Origin of the sequence: Ralstonia pickettii, from assembly GCF_016466415.2 — a bacterium.
GTDB classification, from domain to species: domain Bacteria; phylum Pseudomonadota; class Gammaproteobacteria; order Burkholderiales; family Burkholderiaceae; genus Ralstonia; species Ralstonia pickettii.
This window is the reverse complement of record NZ_CP066771.1, coordinates 728,006-745,088: the sequence shown is the minus strand read 5'-3', so window position 1 is coordinate 745,088 and position 17,083 is coordinate 728,006. Positions and strand designations below refer to the sequence as shown.

The following is a 17,083-nucleotide window of genomic DNA, read 5'->3' as shown; positions in this document are numbered from 1 at the left end:
CGATTATGCAAACCCATTGCGCGCGGATTTCCCTATCATTTCGGCACGGATTCAACGAATTTTCCGCCCCGGAGCCGCCTTGGAACGCACTTTGTGGGACATCAGCCCCGCCCTCTCGCCTGCCACGCCCACTTGGCCCGGCGATACGCCGTTTTCGCAGGAAATTGCGTGGAAGCTCGAAGGTGACTGCCCAGTCAACGTCGGGCGCATCACTCTCTCGCCGCACACGGGTGCGCATGCCGATGCCCCGCTGCACTACCGCGCGGACGGCGCTGCCATCGGCCAGGTGCCGCTGGACGCCTACCTGGGCCCGTGCCGCGTTATTCACTGTGTGGGCGCGGCGCGCGTCGAGCCCGAACACGTGCGCGATGCATTGACCGACGTACCGCCGCGCGTGTTGCTGCGAACGTACGCACAGATGCCGCAAACCGCGTGGGACGCCGACTTTGCCGCCGTTGCGCCCGAGACGATCGCATTGATGGCCGCGCACGGCGTCAAGCTCATTGGCGTCGACACCGCCTCGCTCGACCCGCAGACCTCCAAGACCATGGACGCGCACCACGCCGTGGGCAAACACGGCCTCGCCATCCTCGAAGGGCTCGTGCTCGACGAAGTGCCCGCCGGCGATTACGAACTGATCGCCCTGCCACTCAAGTTCGCCACGCTCGATGCGAGTCCGGTGCGCGCCGTGCTGCGCAGCCTCCCCTGATCGACACAACGACAGAACACCCACCCCTTTTCACCCGGCATTCACATGACCATCACCCGCAACTCCTGCGTCGAACGCGACGCGGCCGATCCGATCGCCGCGCTGCGCGACGCCTTTGCGCTGCCCGACGGCGTGATTTATCTCGACGGCAACTCTCTGGGCGCCCGCCCGAAAGCTGCGCTCGCCCGCGCGCAGGAAGTCGTCGCCAACGAATGGGGCGATGGCCTGATCCGCAGCTGGAACCAGGCCGGCTGGTTTGAGTTGCCGCGCCGCCTGGGCAACAAGCTTGCCCCGCTGATTGGTGCGCGCGAAGACGAAGTCGTCGTCACCGACACCACATCGATCAATCTCTTCAAGGTGCTGGCCGCCGCGATTCGCGTGCAGCGCGAAGACGCGCCCGCCCGCAAGATCATCGTGTCGGAAACGCATAACTTTCCGACCGACCTCTACATCGCTGAAGGCCTGGCCGACCTGCTGCGCGACGGCTACAAACTGCGCCTGATCGACTCGCCGGAAGAACTGGAAGGGGCGCTGGGCGACGACGTCGCCGTCACCATGCTGACGCACGTGAACTACAAGAGCGGGCACATGTACGACATGGCGGCCGTCTCGGCGCTGGCGCACAAGCACGGCGCGCTGGCCATCTGGGATCTGGCGCATTCGGCGGGCGCTGTGCCCGTTGACCTGCACGCAGGCGGCGCGGATTACGCCATCGGCTGTACCTACAAATACCTCAACGGCGGCCCCGGCTCGCCAGCCTTCGTGTGGGTGGCACCGGCGTTGCGCGAGCGCTTCTGGCAGCCGCTATCGGGCTGGTGGGGCCACGTGCGGCCGTTCGCGATGGAGTCGCGCTACGACGCCGATGCCGGCATCGGCCGCTTCCTGTGCGGCACGCAGCCGATCACGTCGATGGCGATGGTGGAATGCGGGCTCGACATCTTCGCGCAGACGTCGATGGCCGCCCTGCGCGCCAAGTCGCTGGCGCTCACCGATCTCTTCATCACGCTGGTGGAAACGCGCTGCGCAGGCTTTCCCCTCACGCTCGTAACGCCGCGTAACCACGCCATCCGCGGCAGCCATGTCAGCTACGAACACCCCAACGGCTATGCCGTGGTGCAGGCACTGATCGCGCGCGGCGTGATCGGCGACTACCGCGAGCCACGCATCATGCGCTTCGGTTTCACGCCGCTGTATACGAGCTTTGCCGATGTGTGGGATGCCGTGGAGGTGTTGCGCGATGTGCTGGAAACCGGCGCGTGGCAATCGGCCCAATTCAACGAACGTACGCTGGTGACCTGAGATGTCGAACCCGAACCAACCCGCAGCATCGGGCTGCCCCATGCATGCCGCCCAGGGCGAAGGCTGGCACGACGCGCAGCTCGATTTTTCAAAATCGATGAGCTATGGCGACTACCTCGCGCTCGACCAGATATTGAACGCACAACACCCGCGCTCGCCGGATCACAACGAGATGCTCTTCATCGTTCAGCATCAGACCACCGAGCTGTGGATGAAGCTGATGCTGCACGAGTTGCGCGCCGCGCGGGATTGCGTGCGCAATGACAACCTGCCGCCTGCGTTCAAGATGCTGGCGCGCGTGTCGCGCATCATGGATCAGCTGGTGCAGGCGTGGAACGTGCTCGCCACGATGACGCCGCCGGAGTACTCGGCCATGCGTCCGCACCTCGGGCAATCGTCAGGCTTTCAGTCGTATCAGTACCGCGAGATCGAGTTCATCCTCGGCAACAAGAACGCGGCGATGCTCAAGCCGCACGCGCATCGCACCGAGCATTACGAACAGGTCAGGGCTGCGTTGGAAACGCCGTCGCTGTACGACGAGGCGGTGCGTTACATGGCGCGTCACGGCTTTGCATTCGACGCAGATTGCATCGAGCGTGACTGGTCGCGTCCCGTGACTTACAACGCCTCGGTGGAAGCGGCGTGGCTGGAGGTCTATCGAGACCCGACGCACCACTGGGAGCTGTACGAGCTGGCTGAGAAGTTCGTCGATCTGGAAGATGCGTTCCGGCAATGGCGCTTCCGGCATGTGACCACGGTGGAGCGCGTGATTGGCTTCAAGCGTGGGACGGGCGGCACCGAGGGCGTCGGTTACCTGCGGAAGATGCTGGACGTGGTGTTGTTTCCGGAGCTTTGGAAGTTGCGGACTGACTTGTGACTTTTGCTATTGGTCGATCTCTGGTTTCATCCCCTGCCGGGGCTGACTCACTTTCTTTGTCTTGCCAAAGAAAGTAAGCAAAGAAAGGCGCGCCCGAGATGGCGACTTCCCCTTGGATTTGTGTCACGGGAAGGGGAAGGAGCCAAACTCGCTGCGCTCAAACAGGGCTCCTTCCTTTTTCCTCCCCGCGACAAAAATCCAAGGCGCCATCTAGGGCCGGGTACGGCCACACCGTCTGGATGCAAGGTCCGGCGGCAGAGCAGGTTCTGACTAATCTTAGAGCGGCCTACGCGGCGGGCTCAACCACTTGGCCTAGCCGTGCCGCGAACTCGCGTAGCGCGGGGGCCAGTTCGTCGCGGATGCGCTCTGCATCGGCGGAGGTGTATGGCGCGCTGCAACTCACGACATACGGCTCGCGCTGGCTTGGCGCGAAGAACGCGACTGCGCATGCGTGGATGGCGGGATGCCAGTCGCGCAGCGATACGGCGTAGCCGTTGCGTACGCCGGCTTTGACAGCGTCATCTGCGGCGGCACCTTCTGCCGCCCACTGCGCCGGCTGCTGCGTGCGCAGTGCTTCGTACAGGCGCTCACGCCGCGCGGCGGGCAACGAAGCCAGATACGCCCGGCCCATCGAACTCGACAGCAGCGACAGCCGCGAGCCCACGCCCAGCCCGGACGACCCGCTCATCGACGGGCTGTCGTGGCGGATCGTCTCCAGATAAACCATATCCAACCGATCGCGCTTGCCGAGCGAGATCGACACGCCAAAGCGCTGCGCAAACGCGCTCATGTGTGGCCGCGCGAGCTGGATCACGTCGCTCGAGGCCAGGTAGGCAAACCCGAGTGCGAGCACACCGGCGTCGAGCCCGTATTTGCCGAGCGCATCGTCGTAGCGCAGATAACCGAGCGAGACCAGCGTGCCCGCCAATCGACTGACTGTGGCCTTGGGAAAGCCCGTGCGCCGGACGAATTCCTGGTTGCCGAGCAACGTATCGCCAGGGCGGAATGCGCGCAGCAGTTCCAGCCCGCGCGCGAGTGCCGTGACGAAATTCGGGTCGCTCGACTCGGCGGGCGCGGTGTCGAATTCGGGATCGGGGAGGCGGGTCGTGCTCATGGCAAAAAAGCCCTGGAAATCGTCGGCGGTTGCGCTATCATAGCCCTAAATTTCGAAACTGTGTTCCGTATATCGGAACAACAACGACTCGGAGACGACCGCCGTGACCGCTCGCAACGCCTTCAATTGGGCCGACCCCCTGCTGCTCGACCAACAACTGACCGACGACGAACGCATGGTGCGCGACGCCGCCGCGTCGTACTGCCAGGACAAGCTGATGCCGCGCGTGCTGGAGTCGTTCCGGCACGAAAAGACCGACGCGTCGATCTTTCGTGAGATGGGCGAGCTGGGCCTGCTGGGCCCGACGATTCCCGAGCAGTACGGCGGCCCGGGCCTGAACTACGTCAGCTACGGCCTGATCGCACGTGAAGTCGAACGGGTGGATTCAGGCTACCGCTCGATGATGAGCGTGCAGTCGTCGCTCGTGATGGTGCCGATCTACGAATTCGGCAGCGAGGCGCAAAAGCAGAAGTATCTGCCCAAGCTGGCCACCGGCGAGTGGATCGGCTGCTTCGGCCTGACCGAACCGAACCACGGTTCCGACCCGGCCTCGATGATCACGCGCGCCAAGAAGGTCGACGGCGGCTACTCGCTGTCGGGCGCCAAGATGTGGATCACCAACTCGCCCATCGCCGATGTGTTTGTCGTGTGGGCCAAGCTGCCGAACGACAACGGCGAGGACGAAATCCGCGGCTTCATCCTGGAGAAGGGCTGGAAGGGTCTCACGGCGCCTGCCATCCACGGCAAGGTTGGCCTGCGTACGTCGATCACTGGTGAAATCGTGCTGGACGAAGTGTTCGTGCCGGAAGACAACCTGATGCCGGGCGTACGCGGCCTGAAGGGTCCGTTCACGTGCCTGAACTCGGCGCGCTACGGCATCGCGTGGGGTGCGCTGGGCGCTGCCGAAGCCTGCTGGCACATCGCACGCCAGTACGTGCTGGATCGCAAGCAGTTCGGCCGCCCGCTCGCCGCCAACCAGCTCGTGCAAAAAAAGCTGGCCGACATGCAGACCGAAATCACGCTCGGCCTGCAAGGTTGCCTGCGCCTGGGCCGCATGAAGGACGAAGGCACGGCCGCGGTGGAAATCACCTCGATCATGAAGCGCAACTCGTGCGGCAAGTCGCTCGACATCGCCCGCGTGGCGCGCGACATGCTGGGCGGCAACGGCATCTCCGACGAGTTCGGCGTGATCCGCCACGTGGTGAATCTGGAAGTCGTGAATACCTACGAGGGCACGCACGATATCCACGCGCTGATCCTCGGCCGCGCACAGACCGGCATTCAGGCGTTCTTCTGATTGCGCTTTGTTTTTCCGGCGAGTTGGGGCACACTCGTGCACCACTCGCCACACCCGTGGCTGCACCTCTCGCCCGTCCTGGGCACCGTTGTTCTCCGCCCCTCGCGATATACCAATTTGCAAATGACCGGGATACGCTACGCCGCATGAATCGGCGGTAGCGCGCGTCTATGCTTCGGTCCAAGTGTCGGCGGATTGTTGGGCCGCACGTCCCTCACACCGATAGAACGAGCGCGCGATCCACACGCAGATTGCAGCGCCACGCGACAAAACCAATCGCGAGACAACGGTCTGGAGAATGCCGGCGCGCGTACGCAGGCACCCGTACCGATATCAAAACCAGAACAGGGCACCCTACGCGGACGACCAAGATCGGCCGGCGCGGAGTCCTGCCAGGAGACAAACCCACCATGGCTGAACAGTCCATTCCGTCGTCGACGGAACTTGGCACCGCTGGCATCGCCGATGCGCGTGCCATTGATCGCTATTTCCAGATTTCTGCACGCGGCAGCACGCAAAAGCGCGAGGTCGTGGCTGGCATCACAACCTTCATGGCGATGGTCTACGCCGTATTTGTCGTGCCCGGCATGCTGGGCAAGGCCGGCTTTGATACCAGCGCAGTGTTCGTCGCGGTGTGTCTGACCACCGCCTTCGGCTCCCTGCTCATGGGCTTGTGGGCCAAGCTGCCGATCGCCATCGGCTGCGCAATCTCGCTGACCGCGTTCATGGCCTTTGGCCTGGTGCTGGGGCAAAAGCTGTCGCCGGAAATCGCGCTCGGCGCGGTGTTCCTGATGGGTGTGGTCTTCACCGCCATCTCGGCTACGGGCGTGCGCTCGTGGATTCTGCGCAACCTGCCTTCGGGCGTCGCACACGGCACGGGCATCGGCATTGGCCTGTTCCTGCTGCTGATCGCGTCCAACGACGTGGGGCTGGTCGTCAAGAACGCCGGTACGGGCCTGCCCGTTGCACTGGGCCACGTCACTGCCTTCCCGGTGATGATGTCTGTGCTGGGGCTGGCCGCCATCTTCGGCATGGAGCGTCGTCGCGTGCCGGGCGGCATCCTGATCGTGATCATTGCCATCTCGGTCCTGGGCCTGATCTTTGATCCGGCCGTGAAGTTCACCGGCGTGTTCGCCGTGCCCTCGCTCGCCGCTGCAGGGCATGCCTCGCTGATCGGCACAATGGATATTCGCGGCGCACTTACGGCCGCCGTGCTGCCCAGCGTGCTGGCTCTGGTGATGACCGCCGTGTTCGATGCCACCGGCACGATCCGCGCAGTCGCCGGCCAGGCCGGGCTGCTCAACGACAAGGGCCACATCATCAACGGTGGTCGCGCGCTCACGGCCGATTCGATCAGCTCGATCTTCTCGGCGTTCTTCGGCGGGGCTCCTGCGGCCGCCTACATCGAGTCGACGGTTGGCGTGGCGGCTGGCGGCAAGACGGGCCTGACGGCCGTGGTGGTCGGCCTGATGTTCCTGGCCGTGATGTTCTTCTCGCCGCTGGCGGGACTGGTGCCGTCGTACGCAACGGCCCCGGCGCTGATGTATGTCGGCTTGCTGATGCTCTCCAGCGTGAGCAAGCTGCACATGGACGACATGGTCGACGCGCTGTCCGGGCTGGTCTGCGCCGTGTTCATCGTGCTGACCTGCAATATCGTCACCGGTATCATGCTTGGCTTCAGCACGCTGGTCATCGGCCGCCTGGTGGCCGGCGAATGGCGCAAGCTGAACATCGGCACCGTGGCGATCGCCGCTGCACTGGTCGCGTTCTACGTAGGCGGCTGGGCGATCTGATCACACACGGCACCGTCTTCAAAAAAGACAAACCGGCCAGACCCGAAAGGGCTGGCCGGTTTTGTTTTGCACGGCACGACAAAAAACGCCCGGCACAGGGCCGGGCGGCAATCACACTACCAAGGAGACGGTCACTTGTTGGGCTGCGGCGTCAGGCGCAGATACGGGCGCAACGCCTTGTAGCCCTTCGGAAATTTCTGCTTGATGACTTCCTCATCCTTCAGCGACGGCACGATGACCACGTCATCGCCGTCCTGCCAGTTACCCGGCGTGGCCACGCTGTGGTACTCGGTCAACTGCAGCGAGTCGATCACACGCAGCACTTCATTGAAATTGCGCCCTGTCGATGCCGGATACGTAATCGTCAGGCGAATCTTCTTGTTCGGATCGATCACGAACAGTGAACGCACGGTAAACGTCTCGCTCGCATTCGGATGAATCATGTCGTACAGCTGCGAAACCTTGCGATCGGGATCGGCAATGATCGGGAAGTTGACGCTGGTGTTCTGCGTCTCGTTGATATCGTTGATCCAGCCCTTGTGGGACTCGACCGAATCGACCGACAGCGCAATCGCCTTGACATTGCGCTTGGCAAATTCGTCCTTCAGCTTGGCGGTCAGGCCCAGTTCGGTGGTGCAAACGGGCGTGTAGTCGGCCGGGTGCGAGAAAAGCACGCCCCAGCTGTTGCCCAGCCACTCATGAAACTTGATGCGGCCTTCGCTTGAATCCTGCTCGAAATCAGGGGCGATATCGCCCAAACGTAGAGACATCGTGTCCTCCATACACAGATTGGGAACCACTATAGCCAGATTGCCATCCAACCAAAACGACTATAAATTCACAACAACATCACTTTTCGTCATTAGGCCCGGCATTTGCTGACAACAAGGTGGAAGGCATGCGCACATTGCCGGACAATGACTGCGGTCTTGATCCATCGCAGCATGCGCAATGCGGGCGCTTGAAGTTTCGCAACGCCCACACATATGCTAGCGAATAAGCGCGCCGACATATTGACGATTGACCCACCCCGATAACGAGGACCCGACCATGACGAACACTTCCCCCAACCTGGCCGATTCCGTCAATAAGGAGAAACTGATGACCGACGTGAAAACTGTTCTGTCCGACGCTGAAACCCTGCTCAAACAAGCTGCGTCCAGCAGCGGCGAAAAGGCCGCCGAGTTGCGCGAGCGCGGCATGGGCATGCTCCGCCAAGCCAAGGAAAAGGCGCAGGACCTGCAAGACGCGGTCGTCCACAAGAGCAAGGCTGCTGCACGCGCCACCGACGACTACGTCCACGACCACCCGTGGCAAGCCGTAGGCGTGGCGGCCGGCGTAGGCCTGCTGATCGGCCTGCTGCTCAACCGCAAGTAACCCGCGGCACCCTTCCTGGCCGATGGCGCGCGCCCTGTGGATCGCGCCATCGGCCAGTTGCATTTTCGCGGTTCCATTCCGGGCATGGCGCGTGCTGTGTTGGCACTGGCGCCATCCGCCTCGCACCCTTTCCACTCCTCATGACCGACGACACCAGCCCCAAGCTGTTCGCTTCCTTGAAGAAACTGGCCGGCACGGTCGTCTCGATGCTGCAGACGCGGCTCGAGCTGGCGAGCGTCGAGCTGGCTGAAGAAAAAGAACGGCTGCTCGGCACCGCCTTCCTGGGCATGTTGGCCGTGAGCCTGATCGCCCTGTCCATCATGACGCTGACGGCGCTGGTGGTCATCCTGTGCTGGGATACGTATCGCTGGCAGTCCCTTGCCGTGATGGCGGCGCTGTATGCGCTGGGCGCTGCAGCGTGCCTGTGGAAGGTGCGTTCGCTGCTGCGCGACGCACCGCCGCTGTTCGAGGCCACGCTGGCCGAACTAGACAAAGACCGGGAGATCCTGCGCCGATGACTGATCCGACCGAACACGCGCCGTCACCGGGCACATCCGTGAACGAACCCGCATCGAGCGCGCGGCACCATGTGCGGCCGTCACGCCGCGGCGCCGAGACACGCCTGCCCTTGAGCGTGCGCAAGGAATTGCTGCTCACGCGCGCCGCGCTGGAGCGCTACGACTACGCTCAAGCCCGCAACGATGTCCATCGCGCCAGTAGCCGTACCTTCAGCCTGGGCGGCCTCGGAGCATTGCTGCCAAGCCTGTTCCGCCCGCTGGCCCGGCCAAACAGCCTGATGCGGACGCTGGGCATTGCGCGTGAGTATCCGCTGCTGGGCACTGTACTGTCGCTCGCGTATGCAGGATTGCGCCGCACCGTCATCGGCCGGATCACGCGCAAGCTCGGCAAGGTGGGGATCATGGCCGGAGCGGCCTGGTGGGGCTACAAGAAATGGCAGGAGGCACAAGGCGAGCACGCCGGCGCGCCAACCTCGGCGCCCAACGCCGATGCGGAGGAGATCATCCCAGGCAGCACCTCTTGAAGGCTGCGCCCGCAAGAAAAGGCCGGGCAATCCGGCCTTTCTCATTTGCGGCAGCGCAATATCAGTGCAGCGGAATCGGATGACGCATGCGCTCCCACCGCCGGGCCATGCTCTGGCGCAAACCAGCAAGCCCGTGCGGTTGACCAGTGGCGCCAACTTCCGCCTCAGCCGGCTGCGCTGTCACGTCAGCGTCATGCGCGACACGCCGTCGGCCACTCCACATCAGCGCGCCGCTGGCGGTCCAGCCAATCACGAACAGGGTGTCACCAACATGCCGAAGAGAATCGGGCGACGTACCCGCATGGAAGATGGTGCCAAGCATATCGGGAGGCAGCTCCGCGCAGATCCACAAAAAAATCGCCAGCGCAGATGCAAAGACTCCCGGCTGCCACCATGGGTGGGCAACTTGCACTTTGTCGGTCTCCATGGCGCCCTCCATCGCCTCTTCTAGTGATGCTTCGATGCTATGCCCCGGATGCGCAAATGGCGACCCGCCCGTCGCTGAATGGCATGTCGGATTCGTCCGACACCGGCCACTGGCCAACGCATTGGCACTGCTCCGTTTGGGCTAGGGACCATTCCGCATGACGCGTGGATGGCGTAACCACGAGGCGGCGGCACTGCGCCTGCGCAGGCGTACTGACGATTACGGTGGAGGACCACTCCCCCCGCTCATATGCATAATGCATAAATGCAACGCATTGATGCCATACCGTACGCAACACACTCGTCCCACCATGCTGGCCGCCACCCACCTCCAACGCCGCGATGCACGCACCGGTGTCACGCTGCTGCAATCTGCCACGCTTGCTGTGCAGGCAGGCGACCGTATTGCGCTGACCGGGCCATCCGGCGCGGGCAAGAGCGTGCTGCTGCGCACGCTGGCGCTGCTCGATCCGTTCGATGACGGGCAAGTGACATGGCATGGCCAAGCGATCGGCCCGCGCGCGGTTCCGGCCTATCGCTGTCACGTGGCGTACGTGCGCCAGCGCCCAGCGCTGCTGCCCGGTACGGTGGAAGACAACCTGCGCCTGCCCTATCAGCTGCACGTGCGGCGCCAAAGCACCGGCTTCGATCGGGACGCCGCTATCGCCTTGCTTGTGGGTGCCGAGCGCGACGCCAGCTTTCTCGACAAGAACGCCGCCGATCTTTCCGGCGGTGAAGCACAGATCGCGGCGCTGGTTCGCACACTACAGACACGGCCGACCGTCCTGCTGCTGGACGAGCCTACGGCGGCCCTTGACCCCGCCTCTGCGCGTGCGGTCGAGGCGCTGTTGCAGCATTGGTTTGTGCAGGCACCCGAGCGGCATGCGTGGATGTGGGTGACACACGATTCGGCGCAAGCAGAGCGCATCGGCCGGCAGCATTGGAAGATGGTTGCCGGGCAACTCGACACGGGGCCCGAGCGATGAACGGCCAGGACCTCTCCCTTTCCGCCTGGCAGGTCGGTATTGCGGCTGCACTGATCCTCGTGAATGGCGCACTGTCCGTTGGACTGGGGCTTGGGCTCGAGCGGCGTCTGGCGTGGGCGGCCGTGCGCACCGTGGTGCAGTTGCTGGCGGTGGGCTTCGTGCTCGAATGGGTATTCGCCCACGCGCATTGGGCGGTAGTGCTGGGCATCGTGGCTGTCATGACGCTGATTGCGGGGCACGCAACCGGCAGCCGCGGCGCGCGCAGTTACACGGGCTTGCGGCTGGACGGTACGTTGTCGGTTTTCGGCAGCACATGGCTGATCGGCGCGATCGGGCTGGTGGCCGTGCTGCATGCGCGCCCGTGGTATGAGCCGCAATACGCCATCCCGATCATGGGGATGATTCTTGGCAACACGCTCACCGGCGTAGGCCTGGCGCTCGAGCGCATGACCGGTGAGCTGACTGCCACGCGCGACCAAGTGGAGACGATTCTTGCGCTCGGCGGCACGCGCTGGGAAGCGGCGCGCAACGCAGCGCGAACGGCCGTGCGCGCCGGGATGACACCGATCATCAACCAGATGACCGTGGTGGGCGTGGTGAGCCTGCCCGGCATGATGACGGGCCAGGTGCTGGCCGGGCAGTCACCGCTGGAGGCCGTGCGCTACCAGATCGTCATCATGTTCCTGCTGGCGGCAGCTTCCGGGCTGGGGACGGTTGCGGCCGTGCTGCTGGCCTATCGCCGGCTGTTCAGCCGTGAGCACCAGTTGCTGACTGCACGCATCACACAAATCGGCGGAGCGAAATAGCATGCCGATCGCCCTGTCCTGCGGCCTGGTGCTGCTCAACGAAGATGGCGATGTGCTCCTCGCGCACGCAACCGAGACGCGCCACTGGGACATCCCCAAAGGCGCGCCCGACCCGGCCGAGAACCACCGCGACACCGCCCTGCGCGAGACGCGCGAGGAAACCGGCCTGGTGCTCGACAGCCATGCACTGATCGAACTTGGCCGTTTCCCCTATCGCCGTGACAAAGAGCTGCACTTGTTCGCCACGCGCCTGCGCCGCGCCGAAGTCGCACTCGACACGCTGACGTGCACGTCGATGTTCAACAGCTACTACAGCGGCCGGCTCATCCCGGAGATGGATGCGTACCGCTGGACCACTGCGGACGAGATGCCCCAGTATGCGAGCCAATCGCTCACGCGGTTGTTTGCGCAGACGTTGACGCTGACAAGTATTGACGCTCGCCTGGCCGAGGCCGGGCTGTAGACGAACAGCGCCTAAGCCGGCACGTCGCCTTCGATGGTCGTGCGATGCAGCGTGCGCCGATACTTGTCTGGGCAGCCCGGCGCGAAGTGGATGGTGGAGCGGTTATCCCAGAACAGCATGTCACCGGGGCACCAGCGGTGCGTGTAGACGTTGTCGGCGCGGATGCTGTGGGCGAAGAGCTGCTCCAGCACGCTGGTGCTTTCGTCTTCCGGCAAGCCGATGATGTGCGAGGTGAAGCCTTCGTTGACGAAGAGCGCACGTTTGCCGGTTTCCGGATGCGTGCGCACAACGGGGTGATCGACCGGCGGCACGGCGTCGCGCTGCGCTTGCGTGAGCGGCGGACGCCAGGTCGACAGCGCGCGCAGTCGCTCATAGCGGTACACATACGAATGCACCGCACGGCGGCCTTCGATGATGCGCTTGAGATCAGCCGGCAGCGTTTCGTAGGCGCGCACCATGTTGGCGAACAACGTGTCGCCGCCCTCTTCCGGCAACTCGCGCGTGAGCAGCATCGAACCGAGGCTCGGCAGCGGCTTGTACGAAAGATCTGAATGCCAATCCCGCCCTGCATCGCCCAGGCCGATCGGCTTACCGTTCTCAACGACGTTGGAAACGACCAGGATTTCCGGATAGCCGCTCAGATGAAACTGGTTCAGCACATGCACCTGCTGCGGGCCGAAGCGGCGGCTGAAGGCCACTTGCGCCTGCGGCGTGAATTCGACGTCACGGAAAACGAGCAGGCCGTCATGCGCGAGCCACGCTTGGCGGATGGCGGCGATATCCGCGTCAGACAAGTCGGATGCATCGCCCAGGCCGAGAACCTCTGCGCCAAGCGGCGCGTCGGGCAAGCGGCGAATGTGGAAGCGGGCTGTGTGGACGGCAGGAGCATCCGTGGCAACAACGGCGGCAACAACGGCGTCGGACATGATGTAAGCGCGCGGCAATAGACGAATTTCACATTACACCGCCCGCCGCAGTCGTGTGCCAACGAAGGAATGCGCAGATCGATAGGCGTTCAGCCGTAGATGGTGGCGTCGGGCAGGATGCCTTCCAGCGCGTAGCGGCCGATGGCGCGCAGCTTGTAGTCGAGCGGGTCGTGCAGCGTATGCGTGCGCGCGTTGCGCCAGAAGCGGTCCAGCGCGAGCGCCGCCTTGGTCGAGCGTGCGCCCGTCGCCTCGAACAATTCCTGGGCGACGAACAACGCGGCACGATGTGCCAATACCTTGGCTTCGGCCGTAGCGAGCGACACTTCGGCACGCTCCTCGGCGCTGAGCGCAGCGCCTTTGCGCCAAGCGCGGTCCAACCGCTGGATGGCGCGATCGGCCAGCGCTTCTGCAGCCAGCCATTGCACGCGCATCTCGCCAAAGCGGTGAATTTGGTAAGGATCGTCCGCCGCGCGCTCCACACCCGATGTAATCCACGGCCGTGACGATTGCAGCGTGTGCTTGCGGGCCTCGTCCAGCGCGCCTGCCGCAATGCCCGTGTAGAGATTGACCAGTACGTTCTGCGCGATACAGGAACGCAACGTTTGATATGGCGTGAGGACGGCCTCGGGGCGGACCAGCACTTCGTCTTCGCTGACCTGCACGTGCCGGAATTGCACAGACGCGCTGTCGGTCTGGCGCTGCCCGATCGGATGCCAGTCATCCCGCACCGTGATGCCGTAGCGCGCGGTCGGCACCACTGCGACAACGGGGTTGCCGCTGGCCGCATCGTGGGCAGACACGACCATCACGTCGGAGCCGAGCGTGCCGGAACAGAAACCCTTTTCGCCATCGAGCAGCCAACCGCTGCCCGAGCGCTGCGCACGCAGTCGATGATCGAGCGGATTGACAGCGTTGCCCCACCACCACCCCAGCTCAGCGGTCGGACGCAGGAAGCGTTCGCGTTGCGCGTCGGAGCCGTACAGATAGACGGTTGCGGTTTGCAGATACTGGAAGGCGAGCAGGTGCCCAAGGGAGCTGTCGACCGCGGCGATGGCGCGCACTGCGGCAAAGGCATCGGCCCAACTGACGCCGCTTCCGCCGTATTGCGTGGGGATCACCAGGGGCAGCAGGCCCGCTCGCGCAATCGCAGCTTTCTCGTGCGCGGCATGGCCGCCGTGCTGGTCACGCTGCGCTGCGGTTGCCGCCAACTCAGCCAGCAGATGCGTAAGGTCGGGGAGTTGATGCAGATCGTCGAGCTTCATGCGCTTGCCTCGCGTCGGAGACGCCATCCGGTGCAGGCACTATACGGATGGCCCCGACCGCCTTGAAGGAAGCAATCCGCATACGCATATCCAGCGCGCGACTATGCGTAGTGCACGCGCATGCGCTCGAGGCACGCGCGCGCATCGCCCACGACGAGGTGACAACTGCAAGCGATCATGAGGTTGCGCGGCAGGCCGAAATCTTCCACGGCCCAGCCGTCGGCATCGTTGCCGTTGGTGTTCGGCACCTGCGCCAGGAGCGGCGCGGCGGGCACGTGATAGCACCACACGTCTTTGCCGCGGGCGATGGCGTAACCGATTTCGAAGCACGTGCCGGAATCGGGCTCGTGGCCCCGGAAGTCCGCTACGTTGGCCAGCACGGCGTCAGCTAAATCGATCAGCGCGATGTTCTGGCGATAGATCTCCTCAGCAGTGGCAGGGCCGTCGGCCTGTGGGGCGATCGCGTTGTCGAGCGGATACAGACCGATGAAGCCGAACTCCGCGCACAGCGCCTTAAGGGCTTCGCCGTGCGCGATGGACTCGGGCCGGAAAACATCCGGCCCGGCGAGGTAGAGACGCAACGTCATGACGCAGCCTCAATAACATGCATCGTCGAAGCACGCTCGACGAGCGTACCAGGCAGCAATACGACGCGGGCGTCCCCGGTCACGCCCTCGATGCGTTCATGCACGAACTCGACGGCCTTGTAACCGATGTCGTACGTCGGTTGCCGGATCGTCGTGATGCCGATCAACTCCGCCCATTCCGGATCGTCGATCGACAACAGCGCCGCACGCTCCTGCCACGCCGCGCCGAACTGCGTGCGCAGATGCCGCGCCACGATGAGCGCCACCGGCGCATTGGCAACAAACAGCGCCAGCCGTTTTCCGCCGCGGCTGTGCACCGCATCGATGCGTGCGGCGATCTCGGCCAGCGCACGTTCAGTCGAGGCGGCGTCGTTCGGGTCAAGCACAACGGCTCGCTCCGCTGGCCGCCCTCGCGCTGCCATCGCCTCTCGGAATGCACGTTCACGCTCGCGCCGCGAGCTGACCTGTTGAAACGGTTGCACGATGAACTGAATGGCATCGAAACCTTGATCGAGCAAATGCTGCACGCCCAAGCTGACGGCGCCGCGGTTATCGAGCCCCACGAGGTCGGCGTCGAACCCTTCTACCGTGCGATCCACCAGCACAGCCGGAATGCCGCCACCCCGCAGCGGCCGCAACACGGCCTCTTCCGCGCCGAGCGCATTGACGATCAGGCCTTCAACCCGATACGTCGTCAGCAACTGCACGAACCGGCGCTCCATCTCGATCTCGTTTGCGGCGTGGCAGATGAGCGGCATGTAGCCCAGCGCGTGGCAGGCCGCCTCCACGCCTTGCAGGACTTCGATCGTGTAAGGATTGGTCAGGTCGGCCACCAACATGCCGAGCAGGCGATTGCGGCCGCGCTTGAGACCGCGCGCCATCTGGTTGGGCCGGTAGTTCAACCGCTGGATGGCGGCTTCGATGCGCTGTCGCAAATCTTCGGAAAGGACCTGCGTCTCGCCATTCAGGTAGCGGGACACACTGGTCTTGCCGGTTCCCGCTTCGCGGGCCACGTCGGTGATGGTCGCAGGGCGGGAGGAAGGGGATGGGAAATCAGTCACGTTGCGCTTCAGAGCAGGCCGTCGGCCCGAGGGGCCGAAGCCGGAGTGCGAGGATCATAGCGCAATCCCGGCACTCGGCTCATGAGGCGCGGGCGGGCTCCAGCACCTGTGGATTGACTAGGTTCTCACGCAACGTACCGACCAGCGCCTTGATCAGGTTGTCAGCCGCGCAGCGGGCCATTGCGTGTCGCGTCTCGTGCGTCGCGGAGCCGATATGGGGTAGTGCAACCACGTTGTTCATCGCCAGCAGTGGCGAGTTGGCCGGCAGCGGTTCGTGCTCGAACACATCGAGCCCCGCGCCGCGTATCGTCCCGTTACGCAACGCATCGATGAGCGCTGCTTCGTCGACGACGGCCCCACGCGATGCATTGATGAGAATCGCACTGCGCTTCATCTTCGCCAGTTCTGCCGCGCCGATCAGGTGCTGCGTTTCCGGCGTCAGCGGCACCTGCAGGCAAACAAAATCCGCTTCGGCCAGCAATGTGTCGAGCGTCACGCGGCGCGCGCCGTACTGCGCTTCGGCCTCGGGATGCGGATGCCGGTTCGTGTAGAGCACGTGCATCCGAAACCCGTGCGCCGCACGGCGGGCCAATGCCGCACCGATCCGCCCCAGGCCGACGATGCCAATCGTCTTGCCCTGAACATCCGTGCCGTAAAGCTCGGGTCCGATGCTGCGCTGCCAGTTGCCGGCCCTGACCCACTCGGCCAGTTCCACAACGCGCCGCGCAGACGAGAGGATCAGCGAAAACACGGTATCGGCAGTTGACTCCGTCAACACATCAGGTGTGTGCGCCAGCACGATGCCCCGACGCGTGAGATCGGGCACATCGAAATTGTCATAGCCGACGGAGATCGTAGACCACGCCTTGAGGCGGGGCGCGTGGTCGAGCATTTGGGGCGTGATCTTCAGGCTCGCACCGATCGCACCCTCGGCCTTTGTAAGCGCCTCGGTCAACGCCTCGGCACCGTCAACCTGCACGAGTTCGACATGCTCGCGCAACTGAGCCGTGACATCGTCGGGCAAAGGCTTGTAGGCAACGACAAGCGGTTTCATCAGT

At 64.1% G+C, this 17,083-nt stretch carries 19 protein-coding genes; 11 read left to right on the top strand and 8 right to left on the bottom strand.

Going from position 1 to position 17,083, the window contains the following annotated elements; translation table 11 throughout:
• Window positions 1-79: 79 nt before the first annotated feature.
• From kynB to kynA, 3 genes are read left to right on the top strand one after another with little or no spacing between them, the layout of a single operon-like run.
• Entirely contained in the window at window positions 80-709 is a 630-nt protein-coding gene (gene kynB, locus RP6297_RS03580) for an arylformamidase (protein ID WP_009238774.1), read from the top strand.
• Between the two features lie 45 nt (window positions 710-754).
• Entirely contained in the window at window positions 755-2,008 is a 1,254-nt protein-coding gene (gene kynU, locus RP6297_RS03575) for a kynureninase (protein ID WP_009238775.1), read from the top strand.
• A gap of 40 nt (window positions 2,009-2,048) precedes the next feature.
• Window positions 2,049-2,885, top strand: a complete 837-nt coding sequence (gene kynA / locus RP6297_RS03570) for a tryptophan 2,3-dioxygenase (protein ID WP_009238776.1) — start codon at window positions 2,049-2,051, stop codon at window positions 2,883-2,885.
• 286 nt (window positions 2,886-3,171) lie between these two features.
• Here the strand turns inward: kynA and RP6297_RS03565 are convergent, their stop codons facing one another.
• A complete protein-coding gene (locus RP6297_RS03565; protein ID WP_009238777.1) occupies window positions 3,172-3,999 on the bottom strand; it encodes an IclR family transcriptional regulator in 828 nt (275 codons plus the stop codon).
• 103 nt (window positions 4,000-4,102) lie between these two features.
• Between RP6297_RS03565 and RP6297_RS03560 the strand changes: the two genes are divergently transcribed.
• Together RP6297_RS03560 and RP6297_RS03555 are read left to right on the top strand one after the other, a co-directional pair.
• A complete protein-coding gene (locus RP6297_RS03560; RefSeq protein ID WP_009238778.1) occupies window positions 4,103-5,296 on the top strand; it encodes an acyl-CoA dehydrogenase in 1,194 nt (397 codons plus the stop codon).
• A 410-nt stretch (window positions 5,297-5,706) separates the two neighbouring features.
• The gene (locus RP6297_RS03555; RefSeq protein ID WP_009238779.1) at window positions 5,707-7,089 is read left to right on the top strand and encodes an NCS2 family permease; all 1,383 of its coding nucleotides are present in this window, start codon (window positions 5,707-5,709) and stop codon (window positions 7,087-7,089) included.
• 131 nt (window positions 7,090-7,220) lie between these two features.
• Here the strand turns inward: RP6297_RS03555 and RP6297_RS03550 are convergent, their stop codons facing one another.
• The gene (locus RP6297_RS03550; protein WP_004629475.1) at window positions 7,221-7,859 is read right to left on the bottom strand and encodes a peroxiredoxin; all 639 of its coding nucleotides are present in this window, start codon (window positions 7,857-7,859) and stop codon (window positions 7,221-7,223) included.
• A gap of 280 nt (window positions 7,860-8,139) precedes the next feature.
• Between RP6297_RS03550 and RP6297_RS03545 the strand changes: the two genes are divergently transcribed.
• From RP6297_RS03545 to RP6297_RS03535, 3 genes are all read left to right on the top strand, one after another.
• Window positions 8,140-8,466 (top strand): DUF883 family protein, encoded by a 327-nt coding sequence (locus tag RP6297_RS03545; protein ID WP_009238780.1) that lies wholly within the window; start codon window positions 8,140-8,142, stop codon window positions 8,464-8,466.
• A gap of 140 nt (window positions 8,467-8,606) precedes the next feature.
• Complete coding sequence (locus tag RP6297_RS03540) at window positions 8,607-8,984, top strand: phage holin family protein (RefSeq protein WP_009238781.1); 378 nt, start codon at window positions 8,607-8,609, stop codon at window positions 8,982-8,984.
• Window positions 8,981-9,508, top strand: a complete 528-nt coding sequence (locus RP6297_RS03535; protein WP_009238782.1) for a DUF3318 domain-containing protein — start codon at window positions 8,981-8,983, stop codon at window positions 9,506-9,508. The genes RP6297_RS03540 and RP6297_RS03535 overlap by 4 nt, the downstream gene beginning before the upstream one ends.
• Window positions 9,509-9,569: 61 nt before the next feature.
• Here the strand turns inward: RP6297_RS03535 and RP6297_RS03530 are convergent, their stop codons facing one another.
• Complete coding sequence (locus RP6297_RS03530) at window positions 9,570-9,935, bottom strand: hypothetical protein (RefSeq protein WP_009238783.1); 366 nt, start codon at window positions 9,933-9,935, stop codon at window positions 9,570-9,572.
• 310 nt (window positions 9,936-10,245) lie between these two features.
• On the opposite strand from RP6297_RS03530, the gene RP6297_RS03525 reads away from it, so the two are divergent.
• From RP6297_RS03525 to RP6297_RS03515, 3 genes are read left to right on the top strand one after another with little or no spacing between them, the layout of a single operon-like run.
• Window positions 10,246-10,920 (top strand): ABC transporter ATP-binding protein, encoded by a 675-nt coding sequence (locus tag RP6297_RS03525; RefSeq protein ID WP_009238784.1) that lies wholly within the window; start codon window positions 10,246-10,248, stop codon window positions 10,918-10,920.
• Window positions 10,917-11,726, top strand: coding sequence for an ABC transporter permease (locus tag RP6297_RS03520; protein ID WP_009238785.1), 810 nt, complete (start codon window positions 10,917-10,919; stop codon window positions 11,724-11,726). The genes RP6297_RS03525 and RP6297_RS03520 overlap by 4 nt, the downstream gene beginning before the upstream one ends.
• A gap of 1 nt (window position 11,727) precedes the next feature.
• Window positions 11,728-12,189, top strand: coding sequence for an NUDIX hydrolase (locus RP6297_RS03515; RefSeq protein WP_009238786.1), 462 nt, complete (start codon window positions 11,728-11,730; stop codon window positions 12,187-12,189).
• Between the two features lie 11 nt (window positions 12,190-12,200).
• On the opposite strand, the gene RP6297_RS03510 is transcribed toward RP6297_RS03515, so the two are convergent.
• The 5 genes from RP6297_RS03510 to RP6297_RS03490 form a co-directional block, all read right to left on the bottom strand.
• Window positions 12,201-13,115: a TauD/TfdA dioxygenase family protein gene (locus RP6297_RS03510; protein WP_009238787.1), complete on the bottom strand. Its 915-nt coding sequence runs from the start codon at window positions 13,113-13,115 to the stop codon at window positions 12,201-12,203.
• Between the two features lie 89 nt (window positions 13,116-13,204).
• Window positions 13,205-14,377 carry an acyl-CoA dehydrogenase family protein gene (locus tag RP6297_RS03505; RefSeq protein WP_009238788.1) on the bottom strand — a complete coding sequence of 391 codons (1,173 nt, stop codon included), beginning with the start codon at window positions 14,375-14,377 and terminating at the stop codon, window positions 13,205-13,207.
• Window positions 14,378-14,478: 101 nt separating this feature from the next.
• Complete coding sequence (locus RP6297_RS03500) at window positions 14,479-14,964, bottom strand: nucleoside 2-deoxyribosyltransferase (protein WP_009238789.1); 486 nt, start codon at window positions 14,962-14,964, stop codon at window positions 14,479-14,481.
• On the bottom strand, window positions 14,961-16,025 hold the full coding sequence (locus RP6297_RS03495; RefSeq protein WP_009277320.1) for a LacI family DNA-binding transcriptional regulator: 1,065 nt from the start codon (window positions 16,023-16,025) through the stop codon (window positions 14,961-14,963). Before RP6297_RS03495 ends, RP6297_RS03500 begins: the two co-directional genes overlap by 4 nt.
• Window positions 16,026-16,104: 79 nt before the next feature.
• The gene (locus RP6297_RS03490; RefSeq protein WP_009277319.1) at window positions 16,105-17,079 is read right to left on the bottom strand and encodes a bifunctional glyoxylate/hydroxypyruvate reductase B; all 975 of its coding nucleotides are present in this window, start codon (window positions 17,077-17,079) and stop codon (window positions 16,105-16,107) included.
• Window positions 17,080-17,083: the final 4 nt, after the last annotated feature.

What these genes read in the sequence shown, in the direction of transcription:
- kynU (WP_009238775.1), top strand. Translation starts at nt 755, where the DNA reads ATGACCATCACCCGCAACTCCTGCGTCGAACGCGACGCGGCCGATCCG.
- kynA (WP_009238776.1), top strand. Translation starts at nt 2,049, where the DNA reads ATGCATGCCGCCCAGGGCGAAGGCTGGCACGACGCGCAGCTCGATTTT.
- RP6297_RS03565 (WP_009238777.1), bottom strand. Translation starts at nt 3,999, where the DNA reads ATGAGCACGACCCGCCTCCCCGATCCCGAATTCGACACCGCGCCCGCC.
- RP6297_RS03555 (WP_009238779.1), top strand. Translation starts at nt 5,707, where the DNA reads ATGGCTGAACAGTCCATTCCGTCGTCGACGGAACTTGGCACCGCTGGC.
- RP6297_RS03550 (WP_004629475.1), bottom strand. Translation starts at nt 7,859, where the DNA reads ATGTCTCTACGTTTGGGCGATATCGCCCCTGATTTCGAGCAGGATTCA.
- RP6297_RS03545 (WP_009238780.1), top strand. Translation starts at nt 8,140, where the DNA reads ATGACGAACACTTCCCCCAACCTGGCCGATTCCGTCAATAAGGAGAAA.
- RP6297_RS03540 (WP_009238781.1), top strand. Translation starts at nt 8,607, where the DNA reads ATGACCGACGACACCAGCCCCAAGCTGTTCGCTTCCTTGAAGAAACTG.
- RP6297_RS03535 (WP_009238782.1), top strand. Translation starts at nt 8,981, where the DNA reads ATGACTGATCCGACCGAACACGCGCCGTCACCGGGCACATCCGTGAAC.
- RP6297_RS03530 (WP_009238783.1), bottom strand. Translation starts at nt 9,935, where the DNA reads ATGGAGACCGACAAAGTGCAAGTTGCCCACCCATGGTGGCAGCCGGGA.
- RP6297_RS03525 (WP_009238784.1), top strand. Translation starts at nt 10,246, where the DNA reads ATGCTGGCCGCCACCCACCTCCAACGCCGCGATGCACGCACCGGTGTC.
- RP6297_RS03520 (WP_009238785.1), top strand. Translation starts at nt 10,917, where the DNA reads ATGAACGGCCAGGACCTCTCCCTTTCCGCCTGGCAGGTCGGTATTGCG.
- RP6297_RS03515 (WP_009238786.1), top strand. Translation starts at nt 11,728, where the DNA reads ATGCCGATCGCCCTGTCCTGCGGCCTGGTGCTGCTCAACGAAGATGGC.
- RP6297_RS03510 (WP_009238787.1), bottom strand. Translation starts at nt 13,115, where the DNA reads ATGTCCGACGCCGTTGTTGCCGCCGTTGTTGCCACGGATGCTCCTGCC.
- RP6297_RS03505 (WP_009238788.1), bottom strand. Translation starts at nt 14,377, where the DNA reads ATGAAGCTCGACGATCTGCATCAACTCCCCGACCTTACGCATCTGCTG.
- RP6297_RS03500 (WP_009238789.1), bottom strand. Translation starts at nt 14,964, where the DNA reads ATGACGTTGCGTCTCTACCTCGCCGGGCCGGATGTTTTCCGGCCCGAG.
- RP6297_RS03490 (WP_009277319.1), bottom strand. Translation starts at nt 17,079, where the DNA reads ATGAAACCGCTTGTCGTTGCCTACAAGCCTTTGCCCGACGATGTCACG.